Origin of the sequence: Dactylosporangium sp. CA-139066 (assembly GCF_050936175.1) — a bacterium.
Lineage (GTDB): Bacteria > Actinomycetota > Actinomycetes > Mycobacteriales > Micromonosporaceae > Dactylosporangium.
Map to the genome: position 1 here is coordinate 801,575 of NZ_JBNJNH010000001.1, position 20,386 is coordinate 821,960.

At 72.1% G+C, this 20,386-nt stretch carries 17 protein-coding genes and 1 pseudogene; all 18 read left to right on the top strand.

What is annotated here, in order from left to right:
- Positions 1-275 precede the first annotated feature (275 nt).
- The gene (gene mraZ / locus ACQEVU_RS03760; RefSeq protein ID WP_433320556.1) at positions 276-707 is read left to right on the top strand and encodes a division/cell wall cluster transcriptional repressor MraZ; all 432 of its coding nucleotides are present in this window, start codon (positions 276-278) and stop codon (positions 705-707) included.
- Between the two features lie 213 nt (positions 708-920).
- A pseudogene (gene rsmH / locus ACQEVU_RS03765) lies at positions 921-1,850 on the top strand (16S rRNA (cytosine(1402)-N(4))-methyltransferase RsmH); the annotation flags it as partial.
- A 311-nt stretch (positions 1,851-2,161) separates the two neighbouring features.
- Positions 2,162-2,440, top strand: coding sequence for a hypothetical protein (locus tag ACQEVU_RS03770; protein WP_433320559.1), 279 nt, complete (start codon positions 2,162-2,164; stop codon positions 2,438-2,440).
- 1,157 nt (positions 2,441-3,597) lie between these two features.
- Positions 3,598-5,307, top strand: a complete 1,710-nt coding sequence (locus ACQEVU_RS03775; protein WP_433320562.1) for a peptidoglycan D,D-transpeptidase FtsI family protein — start codon at positions 3,598-3,600, stop codon at positions 5,305-5,307.
- A 108-nt stretch (positions 5,308-5,415) separates the two neighbouring features.
- Complete coding sequence (locus ACQEVU_RS03780) at positions 5,416-6,888, top strand: UDP-N-acetylmuramoyl-L-alanyl-D-glutamate--2,6-diaminopimelate ligase (protein ID WP_433320565.1); 1,473 nt, start codon at positions 5,416-5,418, stop codon at positions 6,886-6,888.
- A complete protein-coding gene (locus ACQEVU_RS03785; RefSeq protein ID WP_433320568.1) occupies positions 6,885-8,276 on the top strand; it encodes a UDP-N-acetylmuramoyl-tripeptide--D-alanyl-D-alanine ligase in 1,392 nt (463 codons plus the stop codon). The genes ACQEVU_RS03780 and ACQEVU_RS03785 overlap by 4 nt, the downstream gene beginning before the upstream one ends.
- Entirely contained in the window at positions 8,273-9,394 is a 1,122-nt protein-coding gene (gene mraY, locus ACQEVU_RS03790) for a phospho-N-acetylmuramoyl-pentapeptide-transferase (protein WP_433320571.1), read from the top strand. Before ACQEVU_RS03785 ends, mraY begins: the two co-directional genes overlap by 4 nt.
- Positions 9,395-9,811: 417 nt before the next feature.
- The gene (locus tag ACQEVU_RS03795; RefSeq protein WP_433320574.1) at positions 9,812-11,218 is read left to right on the top strand and encodes an FtsW/RodA/SpoVE family cell cycle protein; all 1,407 of its coding nucleotides are present in this window, start codon (positions 9,812-9,814) and stop codon (positions 11,216-11,218) included.
- Positions 11,218-12,327, top strand: coding sequence for a UDP-N-acetylglucosamine--N-acetylmuramyl-(pentapeptide) pyrophosphoryl-undecaprenol N-acetylglucosamine transferase (locus tag ACQEVU_RS03800; protein ID WP_433320577.1), 1,110 nt, complete (start codon positions 11,218-11,220; stop codon positions 12,325-12,327). Before ACQEVU_RS03795 ends, ACQEVU_RS03800 begins: the two co-directional genes overlap by 1 nt.
- Before the next feature lie 136 nt (positions 12,328-12,463).
- Positions 12,464-13,906, top strand: a complete 1,443-nt coding sequence (gene murC / locus ACQEVU_RS03805; protein WP_433320579.1) for a UDP-N-acetylmuramate--L-alanine ligase — start codon at positions 12,464-12,466, stop codon at positions 13,904-13,906.
- 7 nt (positions 13,907-13,913) lie between these two features.
- Complete coding sequence (locus tag ACQEVU_RS03810; protein WP_433320582.1) at positions 13,914-14,672, top strand: cell division protein FtsQ/DivIB; 759 nt, start codon at positions 13,914-13,916, stop codon at positions 14,670-14,672.
- A complete protein-coding gene (locus ACQEVU_RS03815; protein WP_433320585.1) occupies positions 14,669-15,169 on the top strand; it encodes a DinB family protein in 501 nt (166 codons plus the stop codon). The genes ACQEVU_RS03810 and ACQEVU_RS03815 overlap by 4 nt, the downstream gene beginning before the upstream one ends.
- Positions 15,170-15,430: 261 nt before the next feature.
- Complete coding sequence (gene ftsZ / locus ACQEVU_RS03820) at positions 15,431-16,543, top strand: cell division protein FtsZ (protein WP_433320588.1); 1,113 nt, start codon at positions 15,431-15,433, stop codon at positions 16,541-16,543.
- 68 nt (positions 16,544-16,611) lie between these two features.
- Entirely contained in the window at positions 16,612-17,319 is a 708-nt protein-coding gene (locus ACQEVU_RS03825; protein WP_433320591.1) for a YggS family pyridoxal phosphate-dependent enzyme, read from the top strand.
- 126 nt (positions 17,320-17,445) lie between these two features.
- Positions 17,446-18,177, top strand: coding sequence for a cell division protein SepF (locus tag ACQEVU_RS03830; protein ID WP_433334780.1), 732 nt, complete (start codon positions 17,446-17,448; stop codon positions 18,175-18,177).
- Between the two features lie 18 nt (positions 18,178-18,195).
- A complete protein-coding gene (locus ACQEVU_RS03835; protein ID WP_433320593.1) occupies positions 18,196-18,501 on the top strand; it encodes a YggT family protein in 306 nt (101 codons plus the stop codon).
- 49 nt (positions 18,502-18,550) lie between these two features.
- On the top strand, positions 18,551-19,339 hold the full coding sequence (locus ACQEVU_RS03840) for a DivIVA domain-containing protein (RefSeq protein WP_433320596.1): 789 nt from the start codon (positions 18,551-18,553) through the stop codon (positions 19,337-19,339).
- Between the two features lie 233 nt (positions 19,340-19,572).
- A complete protein-coding gene (locus tag ACQEVU_RS03845) occupies positions 19,573-20,343 on the top strand; it encodes a hypothetical protein (RefSeq protein WP_433335354.1) in 771 nt (256 codons plus the stop codon).
- Positions 20,344-20,386 lie beyond the last annotated feature (43 nt).

A 20,386-nucleotide genomic window follows, 5' to 3' on the forward strand; every position in this document is an offset into this window, starting at 1 on the left:
TCCGTGGCCGTTGCTTGCGGGGAGTACCGCCTCGTTGGGGCTTTTGTCCGAATTTTTGACTTGCGGGAAAACCCTCACCCGATCGGGCACGCCCAAGCTCCTCCACCCGTCGCCACCCCATTTGACGTGGGAATTCTTCACGGCCACGCCGGTCTGATCGGGCGGTTTTCCGTTGACGGTGGAGGGAAGTGGAGTACAGTGGAGCGTGATGGCGGAGCCGGGGGGCTCGGCCGGCCCCGGGGGGACCGTTCGCGGTGGGAAGGGGTGGATGCTGCGTGTTTCTCGGCACCCACACTCCTCGCCTGGACGAAAAGGGCCGGTTGATCCTGCCGGCCAAGTTTCGGGACGAACTGGCGGGAGGTGTCGTGATCACCAAGGGACAGGAACGCTGCCTCTACGTGTTCCCCGGCGCCGAATTCGCCCGGATCGCCGAACAGCTGCGCGCCACACCGATGACGAACAAGGCGGCCCGTGCATACAGCCGGGTGTTCTTCGCCAGCGCTCACGACGAGGTTCCCGACCGTCAGGGCCGGGTCACCATCCCGCAGCATCTGCGCGAGTATGCCGGGCTGGACCGCGAGCTCGTCGTGATCGGGGCAAGCACCCGGGTGGAGATCTGGGATCGCCAGGCCTGGGACACATACCTCGCCGAGAGCGAGGAAGACTTCGCTGGCATCGAGGAGGGGGTGCTGCCGGGAGGGCTGTGAGGTCCAACTGCAGTTACCGACTTTGAGGCCGCCGTACCGGCAGCTCTCCAGCCGCTCGAGTTTCTCGAAGTCCTGACGCCACTTCCCCGGCGCCAGGGCGGAGGGGCGGATGGGGAGCTGGCGGTACGGCGCTCGCGCACTCGGCACACGTTCTGAAGTAACGCGGTAGCACCACGGCGGGCCGCGAACCCGCCGCCGGGCAGGGGGTCGACGATGGGGGAGCGGGACGTTCACGTGCCCGTGCTGCTCGAGCGCTGCCTCGAGCTGCTCGCCCCGGCGCTGGCCCGCCCCGGCGCGCTGTACCTGGACGCCACGCTCGGCCTCGGCGGTCACGCCGAGGCGGTGCTCATGGCGCACCCGCAGGCCCGGCTGCTGGGCCTGGACCGAGACCCGCAGGCCCTGCGCCTCGCGGGTGAGCGCCTGGCGCCGTTCGCCGACCGGATCCGCCTCGTGCACGCCGTCTACGACGAGCTGCCCGAGGTCCTCGGCGGCGAGCGGATCGACGCCGGCCTGTTCGACCTGGGCGTTTCGTCGATGCAGCTCGACGAGGCGGAGCGGGGCTTCGCCTACGCCCAGGATGCACCGCTGGACATGCGCATGGACCAGACGACCGGCATCACCGCGGCCGAGGTGCTCAACACCTACAGCCACGGCGAGCTGGCGCGGGTGCTGCGCGTGTACGGGGAGGAGAAGTTCGCCTCCCGCATTGCCGCGTCGATCGTCCGGGAGCGGGAGAAGTCCCCGCTGACCAGCTCGGCCCGCCTTGCCGAACTGGTCCGCGAGGCCATACCCGCGCCGGCCCGGCGCACCGGGGGACACCCGGCCAAACGGACCTTCCAGGCGCTGCGCATCGAGGTCAACCGCGAGCTCGCGGTCCTCGAGCGGGCGATACCGGCGGCGCTGGACGCGCTGCAACCGGGGGGCCGGCTGGTCGTGCTGTCGTACCACTCGCTCGAGGATCGCCTGGTCAAACAGGCGATCGCCGGGCGGACCCGCTCGACCGTCCCGGTCGAGCTGCCGTTCGAGCCGCCCGGCAGTGAACCCGAGCTGCGGGCGCTCACCCGGGGGGCCGAGCTTCCCGGCGCGGCCGAAACAGCGGCCAACCCGCGCGCGGCGTCGGTGCGACTCCGCGCGGTGGAACGCAAGAAGGGTCCGAACAGGACAGACACATCGGGGGAGGTGTGATGAACGTGACGACACTGCCGGCCAACCGGCAGCGCAGGACTCAGCAGGGTGCACCGCGGTCGGGGGGCCGGACCACGGCGCGTGATGCTGAGCGCAATGAGCAACAGCGACGGGACCACCCCATCGACGGTGCGACGGCACTGCAGCCGGAGCACGAGACCACGAACCCGGGAGTCGTGCCCGAACGGCACGCGCCCGGCACGAGGCAGTCGCCTTCGCGGCTGCGTGTAGCACCGCCGGCACCGGTCAGTGCGCCCCGGGCACCCTTCGTGGCGCTCGTACTCGTGCTGGTCCTCTCCGGCGTCGTGGGCATCCTCGTGCTCAACACGCGGATCGCCGAGAACGCGTTCAAGCTCGACGCGTTGAAGACGAAGCAGAGCAACCTCGACCGCGACGAGGAGCGGCTGCGCAGCGATCTGGCCAACAAGGAGTCGCCGGTGACGCTCGCGTCGCGGGCGAAGCAACTGGGTCTCGTGCCGTCGCGCACGCCGGCCTTCCTGGTGCTGCCCGACGGCACCAGGCTGGAGATGCCCGGCCCGGGCAAGTAACCCAAGGGAAACATCCAAGTCCATAGTGGACGGACAAGGAAGTCGGGACGATGGCTGGCGACACTCCGGATCGGCGAGGCGGGAGCGAGCGGCGCGGGGGCGCCGAGCGCCGGGAAGCAGCCGGTCGCGGGGGTGACGCCGGTCGGCAGCGAACGGGCGGTCGCGCCGGCGCGGGGGGTGCCGGTGCCTCCGCCCGTTCTCGCGCGGACGGAAGTCCGCGCGGGGACGGCGGACAAGCCGAAGGACGCGGCAACGGTACGCCGGATCCGGTGCTCCGCGGCACGATGTCCGAGGCCAAGCGCTACACACCTCGCGGCCGCTCGGTCCGCGACGCGTCGGTCGAGGCGGGCGGCCGCAAGGACCCGTTCCGTCCGGCCCTGGAGGTGATCCAGGGCGGCCGCAGCGAGCAGCCGCGACGCACGGACCCGAGGCGCACGGCCACGCGCCGCCCTCGCGAAGACAATCCGCCGGAACGGACCGCTCCGTTCCCGTCCGAAGACCAGCCGGGCGGGGAACGGACGACTTCGTTCCGCCGCAGTGTCGACCGCGACGCCGATATGGAACAGGGCGCTCCGGTCCGTCGCCGCCGCGCCGCCGACCGCGGCGTGGATTCGGAACAGGGCGCTCCGGTCCGTCGGCGCCGCGCCGCCGACCGCGACGTGGATGCGGAACAGGGTGCTCCGGTCCGTCGGCGCAGTGCCGCCGGCCGCGACGCGGATGCGGAACAGAGCGTTCCGGTCCGTCGGCGCAGCGCCGCCGACCGCGGCGTGGATGCGGAACCGAGCGCTCCGGTCCGTCGGCGCACCAATGGCGGATCGGAACGGAGCGCTCCGGTCCGTCGCGTCGCGGGGCGCGGCACGGAACGGAGCGGTCCGATCCGCACGCCGGGCAGGGGACGGGGCGTCCTTTCGCGAGGCACCGGAGTCGGGCGTGACGGCGCAGCCGCCGGCGGTGCGGGCGGCCGTGTCGGTGGAGCCGGCCGTGGTGGAAGCGGCCGTGGTGGCGGAGGCGGCCGTGGTGGTGGGACCAGCCGCGGTCAGGGAGGCGGCGCCGGGCGCCTGCGGCGGGAGAGCCGCGTCCGGGTCCCGCGGCTCGCCGCCCGGCGGCCGAGGCTGCCCAAGCTCGCCGAGCCGCGCCGCCGGCTGCGCCTGGCCACCGTGCTCGCGCTCGCCGTGTTCGCGACGATCGGCGTCCGGCTCGTCCAGATCCAGCTCACCGACGCCAGCGCCTACGCCGCCGAGGGGCTCAAGGACCGCCTCGTGCACGCGGTCCTGCCCGCCTCCCGCGGCGCCATCCTCGACCGCAACGGCAAGATCCTCGTGCACTCGATCGAGACGCGCTATGTGGCGGTCGACCCGATGGCCGTCAAGAACCCCGAGGCCCTGGCCGACCAGCTGTTCGCGATCCTGGACAAGTACGGGGTGACACGCTCGGACCTGGTGCGCCGCATGACGCCGCACAAGGGCGCGGACGGCAAGACCGACGTGCGCTTCGAGTACCTCGTCCACCAGATCGACGTCGCCGACGGCGACCGGATCACGGCGATGAAGATCGGCGCGCTCAAGGTGGCCCGGGACGAGCGGCGTGAGATCCCTGGGTACGACCTGGCGTCCAACGTCATCGGGTACACCTCCCGCACCGACCTGGTCGGGCAGATGGGCATCGAGAAGCAGTACGACTCCGTGCTGCGCGGCGTCGACGGGCTGCACGTCTACGAGCACGGCGAGGGTGAGCTCGACAAGCCCCTGCCCTACGGCTACGAGATGCTCAAGCCGGCCCGGCCCGGCAGCTCGGTGGAGCTCACCATCGACGCGGACCTGCAGTACTCGGTGCAGAGCACCCTCGCCGAGCGGATGGAGCCGCTCAAGGCCGACTTCGCCACCGCCATCGTGCTCGACGCGCACACGATGGAGGTCATGGCGATGGCCAGCTATCCCTCGTTCGCGCCGGCCGACCTCGACCGCACGCCGCCGGAGCAGCGCAAGGACCAGTGCACCGCGACCGTGTTCGACCCGGGCTCGATCCACAAGGCGATCGTCATGGGTGCGGCGCTGCAGGAGGGGATCATCAACCCGGGTACCACCGTCACGGTGAACTCGAAGGTGAAGAAGGGCGACACCACCTACACGGATCACCCGCCGCAGAAGGACGGCACCCAGATGACCATCCCGGGCATCCTGGCGCTGTCGTCGAACGTCGGCACCATCGCCGTCGCGGACCAGCTCGGCAAGGACAAGCTGTACGAGTACCAGCAGAAGTTCGGGCTCGGCGAGCGCACGAACGTCGGGCTGCCCAACGAGTCGCCCGGGCAGCTGCTGGCGCCGGACAAGTGGAGCGGCTCCAGCCCGGGCTCGATCCCGATCGGCAACGGCGTGGCGACCACGGCGATGCAGATGGCCGCGGTGTACGGCGCCATCGCCAACGACGGGCTCTGGGTGCAGCCGACGCTGGTCCGCAAGATCATCGCGCCGGACGGCGCCGCGTCGAAGCCGCCCGCCCAGCAGACCCGCCGGGTCCTCGATCCGCAGATCGCGCAGGAGCTGCGCACCATGCTCGAGGGGGTCACCACGCTGGACGACGCCACCGGGCACCAGGCGGCGATCCCGGGGTACCGGATCGCGGGGAAGACCGGCACCTCGAAGCTGCCGCTGAACGGTGGGTACGCGCCGGGCGACGTCGTGTCGTTCATCGGCATGGCCCCGGCCGAGGCGCCCCGGTACGTGGTCGCGGTGACCGCGCACGTGCCCGGCGGCGCCGGCGGCTCGGTGGCCGCGCCGGCGTTCCGCGACATGATGGCGACGACCCTGTCCAGCTACGGCGTCGTGCCGACGGGCACCGAGCCGCCGAAGCTGTCGATCTACCCGTGAGGCACGATCCACCCGTGACCGCCGAAGCCCACCATCGACCGCGCCGGCCCGGTTCACCCGCGACACCGGCTCTGCTGCCTCGCGGCGGGCCGGGTAGGGTCTGACCCCGTGCCCGGCTATCCCCGTCCGCGGAATGTCCGCCCCACGCTCATCGCTGAGCTGGGCGGCGACTCTGGAGACGTCGCGGTCACGGGGGTGACGCACAGTAGCTCCGCGGTTCGCCCGGGTGACCTCTACGCCGCCCTTCCGGGATCGAAGGTCCACGGCGCCCAGTTCATCCCCGACGCGCTGCAGCGCGGCGCGCTCGCCGTGCTCACCGACCCGGCCGGGGTCCGCCCCGACGCCGGCGTGCCCTTCATCGTGGTGGATCGCCCGCGCGACGTGCTCGGCGACGTCGCGTCGAAGATCTACGGCGAGCCCACCCGGAAGCTGACCACGATCGGCATCACCGGGACGGCCGGCAAGACCTCCACGACGTACCTCATCGAGGCCGGGCTGCGCGCCGCCGGCCAGGTCACCGGCCTCATCGGCACGGTCGAGACCCGGCTGGGCGACCTGACCGTGGAGAGCATCCGCACCACGCCCGAGGCCACCGACCTGCACGCGCTCTTCGCGGCGGCGCTGGAGCACGGGGTGCAGTCGGTGGCGATGGAGGTCTCCAGCCACGCGCTGGAGGTCGGGCGGGTCGGCGGCGTGCGCTTCGCCGCGGCCGGCTTCACCAACTTCGGCCTCGACCACCTGGACTTCCACCCCAGCGTCGAGGCGTACTTCGCGGCCAAGGCCCGGCTCTTCGACGGCCGGGCCGGGGTCGAGATCCTCAATCTCGACGACCTGTCGGTAATGCGACTTCGCAAGCCCGGCACGTGGACGTTCTCGGTCGCCGGCGACGAGGCCGACTTCGGCGCCTCGGGCGTGAGCGCCGCCGGCTACGGCCAGACCTTCGACGTGCACTGGCGCGGCCGGACGGCCCGCTCCGGCGTCCAGCTGCCGGGCCGGCACAACGTGGCCAACGCCCTGCTGGCCATCGCCGCCCTGGTCGCGGTCGGCGTCGACTTCGAGCTCGCCGCCCGCGCGGTGGCCGGTGCGCCGGGCTCGCCGGGCCGCATGGAGCGGGTCGACGCCCCCGGCGAGGTGGTCGGCGTGGTCGACTACGCGCACAAGCCCGACGCCATGGTCGAGGTGCTGCGGGCCCTGCGGGCGCTCGCCGCCACCCGGGGCGGGCGGGTGCTGTGCGTGGTCGGGGCCGGCGGCGACCGGGACCGGGGCAAGCGCCCGCTCATGGGCCGGGCCGCGGCCGAGGGGGCCGACCTCGTGATCGTCACCGACGACAACCCGCGCACCGAGGACCCGGCGGCGATCCGGGCCGGGGTGCTGGCCGGCGCGGCCGACGGGCCGGCCGCGGTGGTGGAGGTCGGCGGCCGGCGGGCCGCGATCGACTATGCGGTCGAGCACGCCAAGCCAGGAGACGTCATCGCCGTGCTGGGCAAGGGCCACGAGCGCGGGCAGGAGATCAACGGCGAGGTGCTGCCGTTCGACGACCGCGTCGAGCTCGCGGCGGCGCTGCGGGAGGGGCCGGCATGATCCCGTTGTCGCTGGGGGAGATCGCCGGCATCGTCGGCGGGCGGCTGCACGACGGCGACGCCGAGGCGGTCGTCGGCGGGCCCGTGGAGTACGACTCGCGCAAGGTCGGGCCGGGCGGGCTGTTCGTCGCGTTCGCCGGCGCCAAGGTCGACGCGCACGAGTTCGGGCCCAAGGTGATGGCCGACGGCGCCGTGGGCGTCCTCGGCAGCCGGCCCATTCCCGGCGTGCCCACGATCGTGGTCGAGGACCCGCGCCACGCCCTCGGGCTGCTCGCCCGGGCCGTGCTCGACCGGCGGCCCGACATCACCGTCGTGGCGATCACCGGCTCCTCGGGCAAGACCAGCACCAAGGACCTCATCGCCCGGCTGCTCTCGGCGCACGGCCCGACCGTCGCGACCGCCGGGTCGGAGAACAACGAGCTGGGCACGCCGTACACCGTGCTCAAGGCCTCCGCGCAGACCCGCTTCCTCGTGCTCGAGATGGGGGCGCGGGGGGCCGGGCACCTGCAGTACCTCTGCGAAATCGCCCCTCCGGACGTCTCCGTCGTGCTCAACGTGGGCGTGGCCCACATCGCGGAGTTCGGCTCCGTCGAGGGCATCGCGCAGGCCAAGGGCGAGCTGGTCGAGGCGCTCGGGCCCGACGGTGTGGCCGTGCTCAACGCCGACGACGAGCGGGTGCGCGCCATGGCCGCCCGCACGCGCGCCCGGGTGGTGCTCGCCGGCGAGGCGCCCGACGCGCAGGTGCGCGCGACCGGCGTGGCCGCCTCGGACCGCGGCCGCTTCGGCTTCACCCTGCACATCCCCGGCGCCGACCCGGTGCCGGTGCGCCTCGGCGTCGCCGGTCGCCACAGCGTCGGCAACGCGTTACTCGCTGCGGCCGTCGCGTCGCACGCCGGCATCGAACCGGCCGCGATCGCCGCGGGACTCGGCGATCTAGAGGGTTTGTCGACCCGAAGGATGGATGTCTTCGACCGTGCCGACGATGTCACGGTCATCGACGACTCGTACAACGCCAACCCGGCGTCCATGGCGGCGGCGCTGCGCGCGCTCGTCGAGGTGGCCGGCGGGCGGCGCAAGATCGCGGTGCTCGGCTTCATGGCGGAGCTCGGCGAGTACGAGCGAGCCGGTCACGAAGAGGTCGGTCGCCTCGCCGCGGAGCTCGGCGTCGATCGTCTCGTGGCCGTCAGCGAGCAGGCCGCGCCGATCCTGGACGGGGCGGCCGCCGTGGCGAGTTGGGGAGGAGACTCGGTGCTCGTGACCGATCAGGAGGCCGCCGTGGCGCTGCTGCGCGCCGAGCTGCTTCCGCGCGACGTGGTCCTCGTCAAGGGATCGCGGTACCGGACCTGGGCCGTTGCCGACGCCCTGCGTTCCGAAGGCGCCCAGAAGTGAGGGCCGTCTTCGTCGCGGCCTTCGTGGCGTTTCTCATCTCGCTGTTCGGCACGCCGATCGCGATCAGGTACTTCACCCGCCTGAAGGCCGACCAGCCCATCCGCACCGAGGGCCCGCAGACCCACCTCGGCAAGAAGGGCACGCCCACCATGGGCGGCGTGGTGTTCATCTTCGCCACGCTCGTCGCCTACACCGGCGGCCACATCGCCCTCACCACCCTGCCCAACGAGCAGCTGCGCCCGGCCGGACCCACCGCCACCGCCGTCGTGCTGCTCGGGCTGTTCGTCTTCACCGGCCTGCTGGGCTTCCTCGACGACTACCTCAAGGTCGCCAAGCGCAACAGCGACGGGCTCAACAAGCGCGGCAAGCTCATCGGCCAGGCGCTCATCGGCGCCATCTTCGGCGCGATCGCCCTCTACGTGCCGGCCACCCAGACCGGGCACCAGGTCGTCACCACGGTGGCGAGCCCGAAGCTGTCGTGGGTGCACGACGTCGACTGGCTGAACATCACCAAGATCGGCGCCGTGATCTTCTTCGTGTTCGTGGTCATGTCGATGTCCAACGCGGTGAACCTCACCGACGGCCTCGACGGCCTGGCCACCGGCACCTCGATCCTCGTGCTCGTCAGCTACATGGCGATCGCGTTCTGGCAGTACCGCCACTGGTGCGCCGACCCGTCGTACAACGCCGGCTACTGCTACGACGTGCGCGACCCGCTGGAGATGGCGCTGATCGCCGGGGCCGCCGTCGGCGCGCTCGTGGGCTTCCTGTGGTGGAACACCTCACCGGCCCGGATCTTCATGGGCGACACCGGCTCCATGGCGCTGGGCTCGCTCATCGCCGGCCTGGCCGTGGCGACCAAGACGATCCTGCTGCTGCCCCTGCTCGGCCTGCTCTTCGTCATCATCGTGGTCACCTGGGTGATGCAGATCGGCTCGTACCGCACCACGGGCAAGCGCATCTTCCGGATGGTCCCGCTGCAGCACCACTTCGAGCTGGCCGGCTGGAGCGAGGTCAACATCGTCGTCCGCTTCTGGATCATCGCGGGCCTCGGCGTCGCGGCCGCCCTCGGCCTGTTCGCCGCGGACTTCCTGAGGGTCATGAGCGGCGCTTCGTAGTGGGCGCGAAGCGGCCATGGGGGGTCCGGGGTGGGAACCCCCCGGTTCGTGTCCGCGCGAAGCGCGCACAAGGTTGGCCTGTCAGCGCTTCGTAGTGGGCGCGAAGCGGCCATGGGGGGTCCGGGGTGGGAACCCCCCGGTTCGTGTCCGCGCGAAGCGCGCACAAGGTTGGCCTGTCAGCGCTTCGTAGTGGGCGCGAAGCGGCCATGGGGGGTCCGGGGTGGGAACCCCCCGGTTCGTGTCCGCGCGAAGCGCGCACAAGGTTGGCCTGTCAGCGCTTCGTAGTGGGCGCGAAGCGGCCATGGGGGGTCCGGGGTGGGAACCCCCCGGTTCGTGTCCGCGCGAAGCGCGCACAAGGTTGGCCTGTCAGCGCGTCGTAACCACACCGGGCGTGCGTCGCCGGGAATGATGGGCGTCATGAGGAGCGACGGGGAGGAAGTTCCGAACAGCGGATGGGCCGGTAATTTCGTCGGTACCCTCCGTGGTCTTCTGGATCGCCCGCTCGCGTCCTACTACCTGCTGCTGTCCAGCGTCGGGCTGCTCGTGTTCATCGGCCTGGTCATGGTCTTCTCCGTGACCAGCGTCGACAACTTCGCGACCACGGGCAGTCCGTTCACCTCGATCGTCAAGCAGGCGCTCTTCGCGCTCGTCGGCCTGCTCGCGTTCTGGGTCTGCCAGCGGCTGCCGGTGCGCACCTTCCGCGCCGTCGCCATCCCGCTGCTGCTGACCGCGTTCCTGCTCATGTGCTTCGTCGACCTCATGGGCTGGGTCGCCGCCCGGCGCACCCCGCCCGGCGCGAAGGTCCAGGCGATCCACCTCGGGCCGATCTACGTCGACGACCTGTGGCTGCACGTCGGCGCGTTCCAGCTGCAGCCGGCCGAGCTGGCCAAGTTCGCCCTGGTGATCTGGGGCGCCGACCTGCTGGTGCGCAAGGGTCGCACGATCTTGTCGTGGCGCGAGCTGCTCATGCCGCTGTTCCCGGTCACCGTCACGCTGCTGCTCCTGGTCGGGTACAACGACCTCGGCTCGATGATCTGCATGGTCGTGCTCTTCACCGGGCTGCTGTGGGCGGCCGGGGCGCGGCTGCCGGTCTTCGCCTGGCTCGGCGGGCTGTTCACCGCCGGCGTCGTGGCCCTCATCCTGCTGCCGGCGCACAAGGACTACCGGCTGGACCGGCTCAAGGTCTTCTTCGACCCGAGCATCGACCCGAAGGCCGAGGGCGGGCGGTACCAGTACCTGCACGGCCTGTGGGCGGTCGCCGAGGGCGGCTGGTTCGGCGTCGGGCTCGGCCAGGGCAACCTCAAGTGGGGCCGGCTGCCCAACGCGCACAACGACTTCATCTTCGCCATCGTCGCCGAGGAGCTCGGCGTGGTCGGCTGCATGGTGGTCCTGCTGCTGTTCGGGATGCTGACGTACACCGGCCTGCGCATCGCCCGCCGCGTCGAGGACCCGTTCCGCCGGCTCGTCGCCGCCTCGATCACGATCTGGTTCGTCGGCCAGGCGATCATCAACATCGGCGGCGTCGTCGGCCTGATGCCGATCACCGGGCTGCCGCTGCCGTTCATCTCCGACGGCGGCAGCGCCCTCGTGGTCGCGCTCGGCGCCGCCGGGATCCTCACCTCGGCCGCCCGGGCCGAGCCGGACTGCGCGCGAGCCATGCACGCGCGTCCGCCGCGGAAATGGGTGCGACTACTCTGGGCGCCGTTGCCGCCGCTTCCGCGCGCCCGCGAGGACGGCGACGGCACCGACCCCTCGACACGCACGGCGGGCCGGCCGGCGGTGAGTTCGACGCTCGCCGGGTCGCCCCGCGGAAGGAGCACCTGATGGCAGCGCTGCGCTCGGTGGTGCTGGCCGGCGGAGGCACGGGCGGGCACATCTACCCGCTGCTCGCCTTCGCCGACTGCCTGCGCAGGCACGACCCCGGCGTCCGCATCACCTGCATCGGGTCGCCCAGCGGGATGGAGAACGACATCATCCCGCAGCGCGGCTACGAGCTGCGCCACGTCCCGGCGTACCAACTGCCCCGCTCGGTCAACATGAACCTGGTCCGCACCCCGGACCGGATGTGGAAGGCGGCCCGGGCCACCCGCGCGATCATGGACGAGGTCAACGCCGACGTCGTCGTCGGCTTCGGCGGCTACGTCTCCGTCCCGGCCTACCTCGCGGCCTGGCGGCGCAAGACGCCGACGGTGATCCACGAGGTCAACGTCCCCATCGGCGTGGCCAACAAGATGGGCATGCGGTTCACCAAGAACATCGTGCTGGGCTTCCCGCACCAGCGGGCGCAGATGCCCGCGGTGGCGGACGCCGAGGTCGTCGGGGTGCCGCTGCGGCAGAACATCGCCACGCTGGACCGGGCGGCGCTGCGGGCGCGGGCGCGGGCCTACTTCGGCCTGGCCCCGGACCTGCCGACGCTGTTCGTCTTCGGCGCCTCCTCCGGCGCGCGCTCGATCAACAACGCGGTGGCCGGCGCGGCGAAGGCGATCACCTCCGCCGGGGTACAGGTGCTGCACATCATCGGCGCCCGCAACGAGGACTTCGAGGTGCCCTCGGGCCTGGCCGCGCCGTACGTGCGGATCAAGTTCCTCTCCGAGATGGAGCTCGGCTACGCCGCGGGCGACCTCGCCCTCTGCCGGGGTGGCGCGATGACCTGCGCGGAGACCGCGGCGATCGGCATGCCGGCGGTTTACGTGCCGCTGCCGTGGGGCAACGGCGAGCAGCGGCGCAACGCACTGCCGGTGGTCGAGGCCGGCGGCGGCCTGATCGTCGAGGACGGCGACCTGTCGCCCGAGCTCATCGCGGACACCGTGGTGCCGCTGGTGCGCGACGGTCACCGGCTCGCCGCGATGAGCCGCGCGGCCGCCGGATACGGCCGCCGCGACGGCGACGAGGCCCTTCGTCGGTACGTCATGAAGGTGGTCGGAGCACAGTGAGCGGTACGGAGCGAAGCGCCGCCCGGTCTGGGTCGACCGTCGCGAAGCCTCGTCGAGCCAGACTGGGCGTTGGGGCCGCTCACCATGAGCACAGCTTTGGAGCTCATGCGGCGCCGGAGCGAAGCGGAGGTGTCGCATGAGTAACGGGCTGACCGCGGAGGACCTGGGCAAGGTCCATCTCGTCGGGGTGGGCGGGGTCGGCATGAGCGGGCTCGCCCGCCTGCTGCTCACCCGCGGCATCCCGCTGTCGGGCAGCGAGCTCAAGGAGTGGCCCCAGCTGGCGGCGCTCAAGGCGCTCGGCGGGACCATCTACCGCACCCACGAGGCGTCCAACCTCGACGGCGTGGACACGGTCGTCTACTCCACGGCCATCCCGCGCGACCACATCGAGCTGGTGACCGCCCGGGAGCGGGGCCTGCGGCTCATGCACCGCTCGGAGGCGCTCGCCGCCACGATGACGGGCCGGCGCGCCATCGCCGTGGCCGGCACGCACGGCAAGACCACGACGACGTCGATGATCACGCTGATCCTGCAGCACGCCAATCTCGACCCGTCGTTCGTGATCGGCGGCGAGATCTCGGCGGCCGGCTCCAGCGCCCACCACGGCAGCGGCGAGCTGTTCGTGGCCGAGGCGGACGAGAGCGACCGCTCCTTCCTGCTGTACACCCCCCATGTCGCGGTCGTCACGAACATCGACGCCGACCACCTCAACACCTACGGCGACCTGCAGGGCCTCGAGGATGCGTTCGTCGAGTTCTGCGGCCGGGTCGAGCCGGGCGGGTTCGTGGTGACGTGCGCCGACGACGCCGGGGCCATGCGGATGGCCGTGCGGGCCCGGGCGGCCGGCGCCGACGTCGTCACGTACGGCACCGCGCCCGACGCCGACCTGCGCATCAGCGAGGTCCGCTCGTCGGCCAACGGCGTGCGCTACGTGGCCCACTACGAGGGCGCGTCGCTGGGCGAGGTGTTCCTGCCGGTGCCGGGCGCCCACCTGGGGCTCAACTCGGCCGGGGCGATTCTCACCGCGCTGCGGCTGGGCGTGGCCCCGGAGACGGCGATCGAGACGCTCGCGACGTTCCCGGGCGTGCGCCGCCGGTTCGAGTTCAAGGGCTCCGAGGCCGGGGTGCGGGTCTACGACGAGTACGCCTACCACCCGGTGCCGATCGCCGCGGCCCTGCGCACGCTGCGCGAGGTCGCCGGCGACGGGCGGCTCCTCGTGGTGTTCCAGCCCTACCGGGTGTACCGCACCCGCGACTTCCAGGCCGAGATCGCCGCGGGCCTGTCGCTCGCCGACGAGGCCGTGATCATGGAGGTCTTCGGGCCCGGCGAGGTGCGCGAGCCGGGGGAGGGCGGCGTGGCGCTCACCGCCGCCGTCGACCTGCCGGAGGCGCAGAAGGTGTTCGTGCCGTACTGGGAGGACGTGCCCGGGGAGGTCGTCGCCCGCGTGCGCGAGGGCGACGTCGTCGTCACCATGGGCGCGCCGCCGATCTCGCTCATGGGCGACGAGCTGCTGGCGGCGCTCAAGGGCGACGCGGAGCCCGAGGGGTACGTCGGCCGGCACTCCCGAGCCGACGACTGAGCCGGCCTTGACGCAGACGCGCGGCTGGCGGCTGGTCCTGGCCCCTCGCGACGCACCCCAGTCGGTGCGGCGGTTCGCGAAGCGGGCCCGGCAGCGCCGCCTCCGCGCGGCCCTGCCCTGGCTGGTGGCGCTGGGCGTGCTCGCGCTGCTCGGCGGGGCGGCGGCGGTCGTCTACCTGACCCCGGCCCTCGGCGTCGATCGGATCGAGGTCACCGGCGCCTCCGTTCTGGACCCGGATGCGGTACGCCGGGCCGCCGGCGTCCGCACCGGCACCCCGCTGCCGAGGCTGAACCTGCCGGCCGTCGAGCGGCGCATCGGCGCGCTCAAGCCCGTGCGGGCGGCGCACGTCTCGGCGCGCTACCCGCACACGCTTGTCGTGGCCGTGCAGGAGCGCACCGCGATCGCCGTGGTGCCCAAGGTCGGCGGGTTCACGCTGCTGGACGCCGACGGCATGGCGTTCCTGCCCGTCGACGCGGCCCCGCCCGGGCTGCCGTCGATCCGGGTGGCCCAGCCCGAGCCCGGCGACGCCAGCACGATGAGCGCGCTGACCGTGCTCGCGGCGCTGCCGCCGGCGATCCGCGCGCAGATGGTGGCGCTGGTCGCCGAGTCGCCGACCCGGATCCGGCTCGAGCTGACCGACGAGCGGCTGGTGATCTGGGGCGACGCGACCCAGAACGCGGCGAAGGTCCGGGTGGTGCAGAACGCGAAGATCGAGCCGGGCCGCACGCTCGACGTGAGCGCGCCCGGGGTGCTGGTCGAGAAGTGAGCCGGGAGCCGGTGCCGTTCGTCGGCGGGGAATCCGAGCTGCTGGCCGGCTGGCTCGAGTTCCACCGCGCGACCGTGCACGCCAAGTGCGCGGGCCTGGCCGAGGCCGACGCGTGGCGGGCGCCGCTGCCGGCCAGCCCGCTGACCACCGCCGCCGGGCTCGTGCAGCACCTGACGGCGGTGGAGTCGTACTGGTTCGAGCGGGTGGTCGCCGGGCTCGACGTGCCGCGGCACTGGACCGACGAGGACCCCGACCTGGAGTGGCGCCCGCGGCCCGGGTCCGGGCTGGCGGAGGCGCTGGCCGCGTACGCCGCCCAGTGCGAGACCTCGCGCCGGCTCGTCGCCGGCCTCGACCCCGATGCGCTGTGCGCCGGGCGGCGCCACGGGCATCTCGTGTCGGTCCGGTGGGTGCTTCTGCACATGATCGAGGAGACCGCCCGTCACAACGGGCACCTTGACGCCGTTAGGGAAATCGTCGACGGCGTCGTGGGCGATTAGCCGACACGCCGGGGCGTGGTCCTTGGATCACGACAGTCGGGCCCTTACCTTGCGATAAGGCATTAGTTGACATAACTATAAGCCTCTAGTAAAGGGTGAGGGTTTGCGGGACCCCCATCCGGTGCGTTCGCATTTGGCGGACGCCGCCCGTCGCGGGGTCGGGCTCGGGGCAGGTCCCACCGTGGGGCCGGAACCGGGTTACCAGTTCGACGACTCCGGACAGGATCGGCGCTCGCCAACCTCGAAAGGAAAGGTGGTCCGATGACACATCCGCACAACTATCTCGCGGTCATCAAGGTCGTCGGCATCGGCGGCGGCGGGGTCAACGCCGTCAATCGCATGATCGAGGTTGGCCTCAAGGGCGTCGAGTTCATCGCGATCAACACCGACGCCCAGGCCCTGCTGATGAGCGACGCCGACGTCAAGCTCGACGTCGGTCGGGAACTGACCCGCGGGCTTGGTGCCGGCGCCAATCCCGATGTCGGCAAGAATGCGGCCGAAGACCACCGGGACGAGATCGAAGAGGTGCTCAAGGGCGCCGACATGGTCTTCGTCACCTGCGGCGAGGGCGGCGGCACGGGCACCGGCGGCGCGCCCGTCGTGGCCAACATCGCGCGAAAGCTCGGCGCGCTGACCATCGGTGTGGTCACCCGGCCGTTCTCGTTCGAGGGCAAGCGCCGGCAGGTGCAGGCCGAGGCGGGCATCGAGGAGCTGCGCAACCAGTGCGACACGCTCATCGTGATCCCCAACGACCGGCTGCTGGCCCTGGGCGACCGCGGCATCAGCATGATGGACGCGTTCCGCCAGGCCGACCAGGTCCTGCTCTCCGGTGTCCAGGGCATCACCGACCTGATCACCACGCCGGGCCTCATCAACCTCGACTTCGCCGACGTCAAGAGCGTCATGAGCGGCGCCGGGAGCGCCCTCATGGGCATCGGCAGCGCCCGCGGTGACAACCGCGCGGTCGAGGCCGCCGAGTCGGCGATCTCCAGCCCGCTGCTCGAGCAGAGCATGGACGGCGCGCGCGGCGTGCTGCTGTCGATCGCCGGCGGGTCCGACCTGGGCCTGTTCGAGATCAACGACGCGGCGCAGCTCGTCACCGACGCCGCGCACCCGGACGCCAACATCATCTTCGGCGCGGTCATCGACGACGCGCTCGGCGACGAGGTGCGCGTCACGGTCATCGCGGCCGGCTTCGACGGGGGCGCCCCCGCCTACCGGCCGATCGAGGCGCGGGCCCCGCGCACGTCGCACGGCCCGCAGCACAGCCAGCCCAAGGAGCAGCCGGTGCCGGAGCGCCAGGCGCCGCCGCCGCCCCGGCGGGTCCTGTTCGACGACGTCGACGTGCCGGACTTCCTCAAGAACGGCGCGTGATTGCGCTCTGCTTGAATTGGGTAGGCCGCTGGGGCGGCCTACCCATCGGCATTTCAGGGGGAGTTTTCGTGGATGCGCGCACCGAGCAGATCGCGGCCAATCTCGCCGCGGTGCGCGAGCGCATTGCGACGGCCTGCCGCAACGCCGGCCGCGAGCCGGAATCGGTCACCCTGGTGGCCGTCACGAAGACCTATCCGGCCGAAGACGTCGCCCGCCTGGCCGAGCTCGGCGTGCGCGACGTCGGCGAGAACCGCGACCAGGAGGCGGCTCCCAAGGCCGCCGCCGTGCCCGGCGTGCGGTGGCACTTCGTCGGGCAGCTGCAGCGCAACAAGGCCCGCTCGGTGGCCGGCTACGCCGACGTCGTGCACTCGGTCGACAGCCTGCGGCTGGTCGAGGCGCTCAGCGACGCCGCGGCCAGGGCGGAGCGCGACACGCCGCTGGGCGCCCTCGTCCAGGTGAGCCTCGACGACGACGAGCACCGCGGCGGCGCGCTCACCGGCCAGGTCGAGAAGGTCGCCGAGGCGATCACGGCGAGCCCGCATCTGCGGCTGCTCGGCGTCATGGCGGTGGCGCCGCTGGACTGGACGCCCGACGAGGCATTCGGGCGGCTCGCGGCGATGTCGGCGCGGATTCGGCAGCGCTTTTCCGGTGCGCACGGCGAACCGGACTGGATTTCCGCGGGCATGAGCGACGACCTTGAATCCGCGATTTTGCACGGCTCGACACATGTCCGTGTCGGCAGCGCATTGCTCGGAAAACGCACCCCACTGGGGTAGCCTGACCGCGGGAACGGAAAAACTACACGGGTGTGGTTCTGCGCCGGCGGGGCGGTGTCGCACAACGTGAACGGTGGCACCGACAACGGGGGGAAGTGCCGCATGGCGGTGGACGGAGGAGCTCGCATGGGTGCTCTGCGCAGGGCGGGCGTCTGGCTCGGTCTCGTCGAGGACGAGGACGATCGTGGCTATGACGATCGTCATTACCGCTATGGCGACGACATGCTCGACGACGAGGACGAGGTCGACGAGGTCCCGGCGCCGCGCTCCCGCACGTCCTCCGACCGGCTGTCCACCTCCGACCGGCTGTCCGCCTCCGAGCGCCTGAGCGCCTCCGACCGCCTCGGCTCGTCCGACCGGCTGTCGGCCTCCGAGCGCCTGAGCGCGTCCGAGCGCGTCTCCGAGCGGCTGTCCGCGGCCGACCGGCTCGAGGCCGGCGCCGCGAGCCGGGCCGGCACCGTGCGCTCGATCACCCGCCCGACCACGTCGGTCAGCTACCCGACGCGCGACAATCTCGCGCTGGCCCCGTCGAGCTCGATCCGGGAGCGCGCCCACGTGGAAGAGGAGAGCGACGACCGCCGCTACGCGATCACGACGCTGCACCCCACTACCTACAACGAGGCGCGCACGATCGGCGAGCACTTCCGCGACGGCGTCCCCGTGATCATGAACCTCACCGAAATGGATGAGGCGGACGCCAAACGTTTGGTCGACTTTGCCGCCGGGCTCGTATTCGGCCTGCGTGGTAACTTCGAGCGCGTGACCAACCGAGTCTTCCTGCTCTCACCGGCAAATGTCCAGGTCACCGCAGAGGACAAAGCTAAGATCGCCGAGGGCGGGTTCTTCAACCAGAGCTGATGCGAGGACTCAGAGACCGTGGTGTCCATCACCTTGCAGATCGTGCATCTGCTGCTCTACCTCTTCTTGGTGGCGCTCCTCGCACGCTTCGTGATGGGCTACGTCATCCAGTTCGGACGCCGCTGGCAGCCCGGCCGGGGCGCCGCGGCGGCGCTCGAAGTGGTGTGGAGCGTCACCGATCCGCCGCTCAAAGCGTTGAGGCGGGTGATTCGTCCGCTGCGTATTGGTACCGTGGCCGTGGACCTGTCTTCGCTTGTGCTGCTGGTTATCCTGTTCGTGCTGATGTACGTCGTGTTAGGGCGGCTGATCGCGGCGTTCTCGTGACACGCACCGCTCGGCGGCCACGCGGCCGCAACTGACCCGAGGAGTTTCGATGCCGCTGACCCCGGCCGACGTTCACAACGTCGCCTTCAAGAAGCCCCCTATCGGCAAGCGGGGCTACGACGAGGAGGAGGTCGACGCCTTCCTCGACGAGGTCGAGCGTGAGCTCGCCCGGCTGATCGAAGAGAACAACGAGCTGCGCGCGCAGCTCGAGCGCGGCGGCGGTCCGGCCCGCGGGGCCACCGGTGCCGGTGGCGACGCTCGCCTCGCGGCGGAGCTCGCCGACCTCAAGTCGCAGTTCGAGCGCGTCCAGCGCGAGAAGACCTCCGCCGAGCAGGCCGCTCGCGGCATGCAGCAGGAGCTGGACCAGATCCGCGCCCAAGGCGGCCCCAGCGGCGCCGGCGACGGCGAGCAGCAGGCCCTGCGCGTGCTGATGATGGCCCAGCGCACCGCCGACGACCACGTGTCGGACGCCCGCCGCGAGGCCGACAAGCTTCTCTCCGAGGCCCGCACCAAGGCCGAGGAGGTCACGCGCGACGCGCGGGCGAAGGCCGACGCGCTCGAGCGGGACGCCCGCCAGCGCCACCAGGAGGCGATGGGCGGCCTCGACGCCAAGCGCACCGCGCTGCAGAAGCACATCGAGGAGCTCAAGCAGTTCGAGCGGGAGTACCGCACGCGCCTCAAGGCGTACCTGGAGAGCCAGCTGCGCGACCTCACGGGCCGCGAGCAGAGCCTCGAGGCCGAGATGGCCGCGCGCGGCGAGGGCGCGGCGCGTCCCGCCGTCGGTGGCGGTCTCGCCACGGCCGGCCTCGCGGGCGGCTACGAGGGCGCCGGTCGCTGACCGGCCCCGGCGGCACCCGTACGAGTGAACTAGCGGCACAGAGCAGGCGGCCGTCGAGCAGTTGAGGCCCGGCCGGTCAATGCGACACGCGGCGCCCCAGTCGAAATTCGACTGGGGCGCCCGTCGCTTCTGGGAGACTTCCGACTGCTTCGTTCGTTGTACCGGCTGAGAGACACTCGCCCGGAGAGGCTCTGCACTCGCCCCGGGATTCGCCTTTGCGGAGGGACAGGGCCGTGATCGTCGGAAGCCTGCTGCTGATCGTGGTGGCCGTCGGCCTGCTCGTGCTGGGACTGCTGCAGGGCTCGGACGCCCTGCTGGTGGCGTCCATCGGGGCGAGCCTGCTGGCCGCGGTCGCGCTGATCGTCGGCGGTCGCCAGGCCGCGGCCGCGCGCTCGGCCCGCACCCGCACCGGGCGGCAGGTGCCGTCGGAGCGCTACGACCCGCTCGCCTCGCACCTCGGCGAGGAGTTCGACCTCGCCGACTCGGGGGAGTTCGGCCGCCGCGCCGAGCGCCAGACCGTGGGGGCGGGGGCCCGCGCCGGCGGCACCACCGGCACGACCTACGGCAGCGCGGCCGGCGGCCGCCCGAGCGGGCCGGTCGTGGCGGACGAGACCGCGATGATGGCGCCCGTGCGCGACGAGCCCGAGCCGGCCGTGCCGGGCCGCGGGGACGACGAGCCGGGGCGCTACGAGGAGTACCCGTCGGGCTACGACCGCGCCGCCGCCGCGTACGACAACGATGATGACGACGATGACGAGTACGACGACGATGAGCCGGCCGACGAGCCGCCGATTCAGCACTCCTCGGCCGCCGACCTCGCCCGCGTCGCCACGCTGGACGCCGATGTCCTGGTGATCGACGGCCGGCCCCGGTACCACGTGCCGTCCTGCCCGCACCTGCTCGGCCGCGAGCACGAGCCGCTGCCGGCGCACGAGGCGGTCGAGCTCGGCTTCACCCCGTGCAGCACCTGCGCCCCCAACGACGTGCTGCTGGCTCGACGCTGAACGGCGGGCTGCTCGCCGCCCGGCGACCGGGATTCCCGCCGTG